The sequence below is a fragment of the Shewanella sp. DC2-4 genome, assembly GCF_013248875.1.
Lineage (GTDB): Bacteria > Pseudomonadota > Gammaproteobacteria > Enterobacterales > Shewanellaceae > Shewanella > Shewanella oncorhynchi.
The window spans coordinates 1,864,683-1,876,684 of record NZ_JABRVR010000002.1 but is presented as its reverse complement, the minus strand read 5'-3'; the positions used below and the strand labels follow the sequence as shown (position 1 = coordinate 1,876,684).

At 44.5% G+C, this 12,002-nt stretch carries 9 protein-coding genes; 3 read left to right on the top strand and 6 right to left on the bottom strand.

The annotated features are described in order from the left end of the window. Positions 1–7: 7 nt before the first annotated feature. Positions 8–433: a class I ribonucleotide reductase maintenance protein YfaE gene (gene yfaE / locus HQQ92_RS08950; protein WP_028759862.1), complete on the top strand. Its 426-nt coding sequence runs from the start codon at positions 8–10 to the stop codon at positions 431–433. Between the two features lie 306 nt (positions 434–739). Here yfaE and HQQ92_RS08945 read toward each other — a convergent pair whose 3' ends face one another. Next, positions 740–2,758 (bottom strand): NADPH-dependent 2,4-dienoyl-CoA reductase, encoded by a 2,019-nt coding sequence (locus tag HQQ92_RS08945; RefSeq protein WP_173244733.1) that lies wholly within the window; start codon positions 2,756–2,758, stop codon positions 740–742. Positions 2,759–2,923: 165 nt separating this feature from the next. Between HQQ92_RS08945 and sppA the strand changes: the two genes are divergently transcribed. Together sppA and ansA are read left to right on the top strand one after the other, a co-directional pair. Further along, positions 2,924–4,771, top strand: a complete 1,848-nt coding sequence (gene sppA, locus HQQ92_RS08940; RefSeq protein WP_173244730.1) for a signal peptide peptidase SppA — start codon at positions 2,924–2,926, stop codon at positions 4,769–4,771. A 137-nt stretch (positions 4,772–4,908) separates the two neighbouring features. Continuing rightward, positions 4,909–5,922 (top strand): asparaginase, encoded by a 1,014-nt coding sequence (ansA, locus tag HQQ92_RS08935; protein WP_006086774.1) that lies wholly within the window; start codon positions 4,909–4,911, stop codon positions 5,920–5,922. Positions 5,923–6,227: 305 nt separating this feature from the next. On the opposite strand, the gene HQQ92_RS08930 is transcribed toward ansA, so the two are convergent. The 5 genes from HQQ92_RS08930 to HQQ92_RS08910 all read right to left on the bottom strand — a co-directional run bounded on the left by HQQ92_RS08930 (position 6,228) and on the right by HQQ92_RS08910 (position 11,631). Then, positions 6,228–6,509: a YeaC family protein gene (locus tag HQQ92_RS08930; RefSeq protein WP_028759859.1), complete on the bottom strand. Its 282-nt coding sequence runs from the start codon at positions 6,507–6,509 to the stop codon at positions 6,228–6,230. After that, entirely contained in the window at positions 6,506–6,823 is a 318-nt protein-coding gene (locus tag HQQ92_RS08925) for a hypothetical protein (RefSeq protein ID WP_028759858.1), read from the bottom strand. The genes HQQ92_RS08930 and HQQ92_RS08925 overlap by 4 nt, the downstream gene beginning before the upstream one ends. Before the next feature lie 12 nt (positions 6,824–6,835). Further along, entirely contained in the window at positions 6,836–7,963 is a 1,128-nt protein-coding gene (locus HQQ92_RS08920) for a M14-type cytosolic carboxypeptidase (protein WP_028759857.1), read from the bottom strand. Between the two features lie 226 nt (positions 7,964–8,189). Next, complete coding sequence (locus tag HQQ92_RS08915) at positions 8,190–8,870, bottom strand: response regulator transcription factor (RefSeq protein WP_028759856.1); 681 nt, start codon at positions 8,868–8,870, stop codon at positions 8,190–8,192. 223 nt (positions 8,871–9,093) lie between these two features. Further along, positions 9,094–11,631, bottom strand: coding sequence for a TonB-dependent siderophore receptor (locus tag HQQ92_RS08910; RefSeq protein WP_173244727.1), 2,538 nt, complete (start codon positions 11,629–11,631; stop codon positions 9,094–9,096). Positions 11,632–12,002: the final 371 nt, after the last annotated feature.

The window sequence follows — 12,002 nt, the reverse complement described above, 5'->3', positions numbered from 1 at the left end:
TAAAACAGTGACATCAAAAAAACGGCCACAAAACCTGTTTGCGAAGGCGCCAATCGTGCGCCTTCAAGGTCAACCTGTGTTGCTCTTTACCGAGCAACAAGGCACTTTGCTGCAAGCGCTCGAAGCCAAAAAAGTCAAAATCTTCTCAGAATGTCGTAACGGTTTCTGCGGAGCCTGCAAAACACGCGTCATCAGCGGAAAAGTCAGCTACTTAAACGAACCCTTAGCCGAACTCAAACATGATGAATGTTTGCCCTGCTGCTGTGTGCCAACCGAAGATTTAGAGCTGGACTTGTCACCTGAAGGTGCAGCTGTGGTCACCTATGCGTGTCAATCTCATCAGAATAAAGCCAGTTTGGCTAAGCCAAAGCAAACACAAAATGTAGCAAGTGACACACGCACGCAGAAACAGGCAGTGTTTGAAGACTCATAACGGCAAGACTCGATTGTTCAATAAGCTGTTTTAAACAAGATGTGGCGTTAAAACCCAAAATCGCTTTAAAACAAAAATGAGCTTTTAAACAAAGAGTAGCTTTAAGACAAACAGCCCCTTTCAATACAGCCTTATTCAATCCGCGCCATTAGATACCAAACGTTTTAAAACCCACTATTTTCCCTTCTCTCTATTTTCAATGCATTCACACAAATAAACTAAAACAAAAAAGCCTGAACACAAGTTCAGGCTTTCAGGATCTAACATTGAATACTTAACGCTTAAAACGTAAGGCTTATCGACTTTCTATAAACGCATTGCCAGTTCAGCGCCTTGGCGGATTGCACGCTTAGCATCAAGCTCTGCCGCGACATCTACGCCACCAATCAGATGCACAGGCAGGCCCGTCGCTTTCATCTCATCCACTAACGTGCGATTCGATTCTTGCCCAGCACACAAAACGACGTTATCAACGGCCAGCACTTCAGCGGTTTCACCCACGCGAATATGCAGTCCAGCATCATCAAACTTATCGTAACTCACGCCCGTTTTCATCTTCACATCATGTTGCTTAAGCACAAGACGGTGGATCCAGCCGGTAGTTTTACCTAAGCCCTTGCCCATCTTCGACGTTTTACGTTGCAGTAAAAACACCTTACGATGATCAGTATTGTCGGAATGAGGTTCAGTTAGGCCGCCTGCATGCAGGTAAGTTTTATCTATGCCCCACTGTTGCAGCCATTTATCGGGGTTCAAGGTGCTCGACTGGCGCTCACACAAAAAGTGCGCCATATCGAACCCTATACCGCCAGCGCCAATCAAGGCCACCGTATTACCGACAGTCACTTCACCCGAGAGCACTTTTTGATAATCGACCACCCGTGGGTCGTCAAAACCGGGTAAGACTAAATCACGCGGCACAACGCCTGAGGCGATTACCACTTCATCAAACTTTTCCGTCGCCAGCACACTGGCATCGAGGCGAGTGTTTAATCTCAGCTCCACCTTATGCAGCTTAATTTGGTTAATGAAATAACGAATAGTCTCGTTAAACTCTTCTTTCCCAGGGATTTTACGGGCGAGATTAAACTGACCACCCACCTCAGATTTCGCTTCAAACAAGACAACGTGATGGCCTCGCATAGCGGCATAAACAGAAAACGCCATGCCCGCAGGGCCTGCCCCCATCACCGCAATACGCTTTTTATTGGCTGTGGGTAAGAAGTTGATTTCAGTCTCATAACAGGCGCGAGGATTCACTAAGCAAGTTGCGCGCTTGAGGGAAAAAGTATGATCAAGACAAGCTTGGTTACAGCCAATGCAGGTGTTGATAAGCTCCGGCGTGTTCGCCGCAGCCTTATTCACAAACTCAGGATCAGCAAGGAAAGGCCGCGCCATCGACACCATGTCAGCTTGACCAGAGGCGATAATCTGCTCACCAATCTCAGGGGTGTTAATGCGGTTAGTCGCAATTAAGGGAACGGCAACAGATTGTTTGAGCTTTTCTGTCACCCACGCAAAGGCGCCACGGGGCACGCTTGTCGCAATGGTCGGTACTCGCGCTTCATGCCAGCCAATGCCCGTATTTAGAATGGACACACCAGCTTGCTCTAACCACTGGGCCAGTTGCACTACTTCATCCCAAGTCGAACCGTTATCCACCAGATCGAGCATGGATAAACGGAAGATAATGATGAAATCTTTACCAACTTTTGCCCGTATCGCGTTAACAATCTCAATCGGGAATTGCGCCCGTTTTTCAAACGCACCACCCCATTCATCGGTGCGAGTGTTGGTGCGCGCACTGACAAACTGATTGATCAAATATCCTTCAGAGCCCATCACCTCAACACCATCGTAACCCGCTTTCTTGGCAAGGGCGGCCGAACTGGCGTAATCCTTAATGGTCGAGCGCACTTGACGGCTGGACATCGCAGACGGCGTAAAGGGTGTAATGGGTGACTTAATCTTACTTGGTGCTTGGGAAAAAGGATGATAGCCATAACGTCCCGCATGCAACATTTGCATACAGATCTTACCGCCAGCCTCATGCACCGCCTGCGTTACCACGCGATGCTTACCCACTTGCCAAGGAAAACTCAGCTGACAGGCATGGGGCGTAAGGCGACCACGAAGATTGGGGGAAATACCACCCGTCACAATCAAACCTACACCGCCCAAAGCGCGTTCTTTATAAAACGCTGCCAGTTTCTCAAATCCGCCCTTTTCTTCTTCCAAACCTGTATGCATTGAGCCCATAAGCACACGGTTTTTGAGCTGGGTAAATCCCAAATCTAAGGGTTCTAATAAATGGGGAAACGACATTCAAACATCCTTTTAAAACAAGTGATTTAAATCAGCATACCTTGTGTCAAATCTAAGCTCAACCGTTGGATCGAGGCCATCAGTCAAAATCCTTTACAATTGTGTTTAGCCTGTAGCGCCATTTTCAGTTAGCATTGGCAGATTGGACTTATAAAGGAGTGGCAGATGTCCGCTAACCCATCGTTTTTCAAGAGAATATGTTTGTTTATTTGGCACACCCTGAACGGGACACGTAAACTCATCCTCAATCTAATCTTTTTTGGACTCTTAGCCGCGATCATTATCTCCATTGGCAGTAGCGAAGATATCCAAGTTGAAGATAATTCGGCACTGGTGCTTAATTTAGCCGGCTCTATTGTCGATCAGAAACAACAAGTCGATCCCTTAGAAGCCGCATTCAAACAAGGCCAAAATGCCAACGCCGATGGTGAAATCCTACTCGCCGATGTGCTTTATGTCATTGACAATGCAGCGCAAGATCAACGTATTAGCGTACTAGTGCTCGATCTGGTCGATCTTAAACGTGCTGGGATCAGCAAACTACAATCTATCGGAAATGCACTCAATCGCTTTAAAGAGAGCGGTAAAAAAGTCATCGCCATTGGCAACTACTACGAGCAAAATCAATATTTCCTCGCCAGTTTTGCCGACACCATTTACCTCAATCCCCAAGGCGGTGTCTCGCTTGATGGCCTGAGTATGTACAACCAATATTTCAAATCGGCCTTAGAAAAACTCAAAGTCAAAGCGCATATTTTCCGCGTGGGGACCTTTAAATCTGCGGTTGAACCCTACATACGTGACAATATGTCAGATGCTGCGCGGGAAGCCAGTAGTGCACTGTTAGCCGATGTATGGCAAAGCTACACACAAACGGTTGCAGGCAATCGTAATATCGAACCGAATTCTCTGGTGCCCGACGCAACCACTTATTTGGCAGAACTCGATAAAGCCAATGGCGATTCAGCCACAATGGCAATCAACATGAAATGGGTTGATAACCTAGCGACCACAGAAGATTTTCGTAAAACCATGCTAGAAACCGTAGGAAAAGCCAGCAGTGGTGACAGTTTCAAGCAAGTCAGTTTTTATGATTACTTAACCTTAGTGACGCCATTACCCAGCTTTGTAGAGCAAGACAGTGTTGGTATTATTGTGGCAAGTGGCACAATTTTGAACGGCACTCAACCTGCGGGCCAAATTGGCGGCGAAAGCACTGCCGAACTGCTACGTAAGGCACGTTTTGATAAGCACATTAAAGCCTTAGTATTACGTGTTGATAGCCCTGGCGGTAGCGCCTTTGCCTCTGAGCAGATTCGTCAAGAATTACTGGCACTTAAAGCAGCAGGTAAACCCGTGGTTGTGAGCATGGGTAGTTTAGCCGCATCCGGTGGTTACTGGATTTCAGCCAGTGCCGACTATATCTTCGCAACGTCAACGACACTCACGGGTTCGATTGGGATCTTTGGCATGATCACTACCTTTGAAGATTCATTGGCCAGTATAGGCGTGCATACCGATGGCGTATCGACCTCAGAATGGGCAGGATTATCTGTTACCCGCACACTTTCCCCCCAGATTGAAGCGATTATCCAACGTCATATTGAACGCGGCTATTCAGACTTTATCTCCCTGGTCGCCAAAGAACGTAAGATGACCATAGAACAAGTCGATAAGATTGCTCAAGGCCGCGTTTGGAGCGGTAAAAAGGCTCTTGAACTTGGCTTAGTCGATGAACTGGGTGATGTAGATGAAGCCATAGCTAAAGCCGCTAAACTCGCGGATATGACGCTATTTGATACCCGCGTCATCGAACAAGAGCTGACACCCGAACAAAAATTCATGCAGCAGATGTTTGCCTCAGTATCGAGCTACCTGCCCGCCTCACTAAGTCAGTCATCGATGTTAGAGCAAATGCTACAACAGTGGACTAGCAGTTTGAAAACGTTAACCTCTTTTGATGATCCAAATAACGTCTACATCTACTGTGATAGTTGCAATATGATGAACTAAATCTGCCAGCGTCTAGGTTGCAGCTCGCAACTTCAAGATGATGACAAAGACAAAGCCCGGATCTCCGGGCTTTTTTATTGGGTTTATGTCAGTAAAATCGTATAATTCGGCCACTTGAAGCTAAGAAAACGACAAGAATGACTAAACGCTCCATTTATGTTGCCTATACTGGTGGCACCATCGGTATGCAAAAGACCGATAACGGCTTTGTTCCCGTCGCGGGATTCCTGACTCAGTGCGTGCAATCTATGCCTGAGTTTTACCATGAAGAAATGCCGACATTTGTGATCCACGAATACTGCCCGCTTATCGACTCTTCCAATATGGCACCAACCGATTGGCAGATGATCGCCGACGATATACAAGCTAATTACGATAAGTACGATGGCTTTGTGATCCTTCACGGCACAGATACCATGGCGTACACGGCTTCAGCACTATCATTTATGCTGCAAGGATTGTCAAAACCTGTGATAGTGACGGGCTCGCAAATTCCCCTCGCCCAGCTACGCTCAGACGGCCAAACCAATTTATTGAACTCACTCTATATAGCGGCGAATTATCCAGTTGCGGAAGTGTGTTTATTCTTCAATAACAAACTCTTTAGGGGTAATCGCTCGACTAAGGCCCATGCCGACGGTTTCGATGCTTTCGCCTCACCCAACTTCCCACTACTGCTTGAGGCGGGGATCAAAATCAATCTACGCGCAGGCAAAATCACGGTAGCCAACGATACCCCATTAGAAGTCGCTCATATCAGCCCACAACCTGTCGGTGTGGTGACCTTGTATCCTGGGATATCGACACAGATTTTTGAGAACATTCTGCAACAGCCAGTTAAAGCCCTCATACTGCTGACATTTGGTGTGGGTAACGCACCGCAGGATGCCGCCTTACTCAAAACCTTAAGGCAAGCAGATGAACGTGGCATAGTGCTGGTGAATCTAACCCAATGTTTCCAAGGTAAGGTGAATATGGGCGGCTACGCCACAGGCAATGCATTAGCCAAAGCAGGCGTGATCAGTGGCGCCGATATGACCATAGAAGCGGCCTTAGCAAAACTGCATTATTTGCTATCTAAAAATTTGCAGCCAGCTGAGATAAAAGCGGCCATGTTACAAAATCTAGTCGGTGAACTGAGCATAGATTAAAGATAGTGTCTTCTAATCTGTTTGTTGCCCTCAAACGCTAGCAACAAAAAAAGCCCATATTTGATGGGCTTTTTTGATTTAAACTCAGACTAGATTTTAGTTCAGACTTAACAGCACTAAATGAGCGTTTATTTTAAGACTTTTGCGGACCAAGAGTTGGATTGAAGTTATTTGATATCAAATCAATGTTAGCATTGATATCACTAACAAAAGATAAAATGCTAGCTCCCTTTGCCAACCTCAGACTTACACCTAATTCCTAATAAAGCACACCTTGCAAGCCGATCTGCGCGGCCAGTCAGAAATTATAAATCCTGCGCTTTAAAGCCAGCAATCGGCTCACCGCGGAATTGCTTTTTCAGCTCGGCCTTAGACAGCTCATTTATTTTACCGTCAGATGCAATAGTGAAATGCTCTGTTTGCTCAAGCTTACGCGCTTGATACAACATCACCACCTGCAGAGTCGATTCACGCTGAGTCTCACTCAACACAGTACCATCCTCCCACTTACCCAGCTCAGCAGCACTGCGAAGCCTTTCATAGACTTCAATGGGCATTTGATCGATCACTTGATTGATATCCGTCATACACTTTTCCGCTTATGTAACACGATTCTGACTCGTGTAATGAGATAACCTACAAAACCAAACACAAAACATATTCCGGCGATATTCGCCCGCATACCTTCGGCGGGTTCCCCACCCCAAAACCAAATCACCACACCAGCAATGAACAAGGTCATAGCAACGAAACTCTGATTCATTAAGCTGCTGGACTTTTGAATATGGCTAATGCGCGATAAGGACTCATTGTCGCCATCGGTTTTTGCTTGGCAATGGGGGCATGAAGGCGCTTTGCTCGACATACGTTTACGACACACCGGACATTCAATTAATGCCATATCAGCCTCGCCCTAACGTAACTTATCAACAACGGCGAGCATGGCAATCAGCGATGCTTCACCTAAATAAATACTGCGTTCTGGTGACCAACCCACAAAAGGATCGGCCAGATTGTTATTGTCTTTAAACGGCATCTCAAGGGTATTTGATAAACACTTGAAGGTCTGGGCAACCCAATTAGACGCTACGGTCAGATTCGCTTGGCCTGGCTCATCTTTATCATAGCCAAACTGAGTTTGAAAATCGGCACTGGCTAAGGTCAATGCTTGGCTAAAGTCCGCTTGCAGCTGCGCGAGTTTATCATTGTAAGCGGGAACGCCTTCACAACCCGCTAGAAACACATAAGGTAAGCCTTCATCACCATGCACATCATAAAACAGGTCAACACCCGTTTGCTGCATCTTGTTGACGACGTGATATACCTCAGGGCTTTTTTCTAAACTCGGAGTTTGCCACTCGCGGTTAAGATTAATCCCAATCGCATTAGTGCGCAGGTGGCCTCTGACACTGCCATCGGGATTCATGTTGGGGACTATATAGAAATTAGCCTTATCAAGCAGCGCCTTTGCCGTGGGACAGTCATTATCGAGTAAACGATTCACTAGGCCTTCAACTAACCATTCAGCCATCGTTTCACCCGGATGTTGTCTGGCGGTGATCCAAATATTGCGTTTAGAAGGATCGCCATTCCCTACTTTCATCAGAGTAATATCGCGGCCATCTAAGGTCAGGCCTAAATGCTCTAAATTGACATCTGGGTGTAACTGGGCGCCGCTGAGTAAATCTAAATGACGCTCATAGCTGTAGGGTGCAAAGTAAGCGATTTGAATGGCATCGCAATCTAACTCTATGCTAATACTCAGTTTACCGTCTTGATATTGAGTCGGAATACGGAACCAATGCTGGCGATCATAACTGGCCACCGCCTGATAATCTTCCCATCCCTTGGTATAAGAAGCGGTTCCCGCATTGATAATATTCAAGGTGTAATGGTTACCCACCTCACCTTCAAATCGAAAATTGAACCATTGATAAAACTCACCACCCGCATCAGGGCGGATAGCAAGTTGAATATCGTCTTTATTATCAAGATTGACGACTTGGATATTTCCGCCATCAAAGTTGGCACTGATCCGCATAATGATTCCTAATAGGTTGTTAAAACTAAGGGCAATTTAATGGCGTGCGACAGATAGCACACGGCACATTTTATTATATGGCCGATAGAATAAACCAAAACATCCCAAGGGGAAAACGAAAGCCATTAAATTCAGTCAAGACACTTGCAATCGGCCTTTAATTAACCAGTTAACACGCCTAAAATCCACAAAAAAAAGAGCCTTTCGCTATAAATTAATGAAGATATTAGACCATAAAACTATAACCTTGGCCTCGTACTGTATTTATCAAATTACGCGGCAAGCTGATATTGGCTAGCTTGCGGCGAGTGTTACTAATATGCATGTCCAGATTACGGTCAAATCGGCCCAAATCTTTCTGTAGCACTGAGCGCTGCAACTCTTGCTTGGTGATGACTTGGCCTTTTCTTTCAAAAAGATATTTAAATAATTTAAACTCGGTTTGGGTCAAATCGACATAGCGGGTGCCAATAGTGATCCTATAACTCATTTCATCGAAGTTAATCACTTTAGCCGCCACAGTCGCCATTTGCGGCGAGTGAGAGTGACCGGCACAGAGACGCCGCTCTAAGGCTCGTAAGCGGACAAAAATCTCTTTTATGCTAAACGGCTTACTCAGAAAATCATCTGCCCCCAATTCATAACCAGTGATGCGATCATCTTCATTGTCACGTGCTGAAATCATCAATACTGGCGTTGAACATTCACGCGCTTTTAGCAACTCAAACCCATTCATCTGTGGCATCACTAAATCAAGCACTATGATGTCTGGAGCAAAACTTTCAATGCATGCCAGACCCTCTATGCCATTAACCGCACACTTAACCTCATGCCCTTGCGTACATAGGGCATCAGCTAACCACACGCTAAACAATGGATCATCATCGACCAAGAGTATTTTACTCATCCTTAAAGCCCAAACGAGAATCTATATCATTTATATTACCATGCGAATCGAGACGACTCTAGCGCTATTACATTCGTTAAGAAGTGTGATGTTCAAAACTGTGAACAAAATACGATATTAACAACCAATCAACGGATGATTAGCGACTCTAAAATCATCTCGTAAACTCCCAATAAAAAAGCGCCCTAAGGCGCTTTTTAGAAACTAAGAGTCTGAACTTAGCTTAGAATTTAACAGTTACACCACCGTAAATCACGCGGCCGACTGTGTCATATACTTGTGGAACTGTACCACCATCGCTACCGTTAGAAACAGTAACTGGTTTTTCATCAGTGAAATTCTTAACGCCTAAACTGACAGTCGTCATATCATTGATATGATAAGTACCAGAAATGTTATGGTACAAAATTGAGTCTACATCAGTACCTTGAGCTAGATCTGTCATTCCGCCGATATAACGATTGAAGTACATAACACTCCAATCATCTTGACCCGCTGACAAGCTAAAGTTGTTACGAACTCGGGCATAAGCACCAAAGTTACCATCAATAGTACCAGTATAGCTTTCACCATCCTGCTCGAAGTTAACTAAGTAAGTTGTGTCATTGTTTAGTTTCCAATCTAAACCAATAAGCTCAAAGCTGTAGGCTAAGTTGAAATCTACACCACTCGTGTCTTGTGTACCCACGTTAGTTAAAGCATTCGTTAAATTATCTAAATCGCCATTAGCGCCGATATTGAAAATTTCACAAGATGCTGCACCTGTTGCATCGCCATCTACTTGGAATCTATGACATGCATCTAGACCTGCTTGAGTGTCCATACGCGCAATCGCGTTATCAACTTTGAAACTCCAGTAATCCAAAGTCACAGACATACCATCAAGATAGCTTGGCGAATACACTAAGCCAGCCGTATAAGACTCTGATTCTTCAGGCTTTAAATCTGGATCTGATGTACGATTTACTAAAATTTGTGGATCTTGAGCATTGCCCCATGGATCATCTAAATAATCAAACGAACCTGAGTTACCACCATACAATTCAGCAACACTTGGAGCACGGAAACCAGTAGCCGCTACACCACGAACCATTAACTCATCCGTTGCTGCATAAGTTAAGCCAATCTTCCAAGTGGTTGCTTTACCAAAAGTAGAGTAATCATCTAAACGTAGCGCAAATTCACCCGTTAATTTCTCAGTGAAAGGCACACTTACTTCTTGGAAAATAGAAATAACGTTATAGTTACCATCTGTAGGGTCTTGTTGAGCAGCAGTACTTTCACCAGCAACAACTACAGGATCAGGATTATAAAAACCACTTTCACGACGGTATTCTGCACCAATCGCAAAACCAACGGCACCTGCTTTTAAATCAAACAATTCGCCATTTAAACCAGCAGAAAGTGTTTGTTGCTCATTACCACCATTTGCTTGCTCTGAATAACCGATTTCGTTAATCATTTGCTGTGTTAATGGGGTGCCACTAAACCATGCATTAGGATTTGCATAGATCGAATCAAGCATATCTGATGCATTGATAGAATTATCTACTGCAGTTTTAGCTTGGTTTTTACCATAGGTGTAGGTTACATCCCAGTTCATACCAGTATGAACATCTAAGGTGCCCGCTAAGCCACCTGATAAACGCCAAGTATCAGTATCCTGAGTATAAATACGAGGACCTACATCGTTAGTCCGGCGACGATAGTTAACTAAACCCTTATCATCGGCTTTAATACCTGCTGCGATCATGCCGCTATCAAGCGTTACACATGGAGCTCCGGCTGGAACGCCCGCCGCGCCACAAACATTTAGCATAAGATCAGCGGGTTGAGCAGCCATTTGCTGGTTAGAACGACGGTTGGTATAAATAGCATCTGCAGTTAACACAACATCATTACCTAACTCTTGAGTCATGTTAGCAAATAAACTACGACGTTCACTTGGTGTTTGATAGTAACTATCTTGGGTAAAATCATAACCGTATGAACGGTCTACCCAGTTGCCATTGGCATCTTTAATCTTGCCGCCTAAAGTACCTTCAGGGATAAATGAACTTGCACCAGGTTCAGTCCAATCACGGTCACCTTGGATCACGCCACGACGGTCAGAAAAAGCAGCACCAAAGGTGTAATTACCACCATCGGTATTGAAACCGTATAGTGCACTTACGTCGCCATTTTTACCGTCACCCTTGTCAGTGCCACTACCGTTAAAATCGAGCTGGAAACCTTCAAAGTCTTTCTTAGTGATAATATTCACTACACCAGCAATCGCATCAGAACCGTAAACAGCTGAAGCGCCGTCTTTCAGAATTTCAACACGTGCAATCATAGCGACTGGAATAGAGTTCAGATCCACTGCACTATCAGCGCCTGAACCTGAGTTAACCATGCGGCGACCGTTTAATAACACAAGCGTACGTTGTGAACCCATGCCACGTAAATCAACTTGTGCAACACCGTCTGCACCGTTGTTTGTTGTTGAACCAATTGCCGCACCCGCCATCGAAGTCTGTACTTGCAGCATTTGGTCAACAGAAGTAAAACCTTCCGCTTTAATCGCAGCAGCATCAATAACGGTCACAGGAGATGCTGTTTCCATATCTTGGCGTTGAATGCGTGAACCTGTCACTTCAATACGTTCAACTTTTGCTTTTTCTTCAGCAGCAAATGCGCTTGACGTAACAAATGCACCAGTAGTGATAGATGCAACGATAGCTAAGTTAATAGCTGACGCTACTTTAGTTCTTTTGATCATGTATGAATGCTCCCTAGATCTTACTATTATTTTTATGCTTACAGCTTGTACAGCTATTGCTGTACTAGTGTTGCACCTGATACTGAGGATTCACTTTAACTCCGTCAATGCTCAAAATTTTAACCAATAAAAACAAATTGTTAATTATTGTGATTTATTTGGTTAATTAATTTGGATGCTATTTTTTAATACCCTTATTTACCACACTTATACAGAGTTAATCACCAAGATGTGGATATTAAGCAGACTTTAAGACTGTTAATAAGAAACATGAATGCAACATTTTGCACATTAAAAAATGTGATGCGGATCACACTTTTTAATCCTTATTAAAGTTATCTAGAAGAACAGTGTATTGATTAACTATTGTT

Excerpts from the sequence above, each read along its gene's own strand:
- HQQ92_RS08930 (WP_028759859.1), bottom strand. The coding sequence starts at position 6,509 with ATGACGGATATCAATCAAGTGATCGATCAAATGCCCATTGAAGTCTAT.
- sppA (WP_173244730.1), top strand. The coding sequence starts at position 2,924 with ATGTCCGCTAACCCATCGTTTTTCAAGAGAATATGTTTGTTTATTTGG.
- HQQ92_RS08925 (WP_028759858.1), bottom strand. The coding sequence starts at position 6,823 with ATGGCATTAATTGAATGTCCGGTGTGTCGTAAACGTATGTCGAGCAAA.
- HQQ92_RS08910 (WP_173244727.1), bottom strand. The coding sequence starts at position 11,631 with ATGATCAAAAGAACTAAAGTAGCGTCAGCTATTAACTTAGCTATCGTT.
- HQQ92_RS08915 (WP_028759856.1), bottom strand. The coding sequence starts at position 8,870 with ATGAGTAAAATACTCTTGGTCGATGATGATCCATTGTTTAGCGTGTGG.
- HQQ92_RS08920 (WP_028759857.1), bottom strand. The coding sequence starts at position 7,963 with ATGCGGATCAGTGCCAACTTTGATGGCGGAAATATCCAAGTCGTCAAT.
- HQQ92_RS08945 (WP_173244733.1), bottom strand. The coding sequence starts at position 2,758 with ATGTCGTTTCCCCATTTATTAGAACCCTTAGATTTGGGATTTACCCAG.
- ansA (WP_006086774.1), top strand. The coding sequence starts at position 4,909 with ATGACTAAACGCTCCATTTATGTTGCCTATACTGGTGGCACCATCGGT.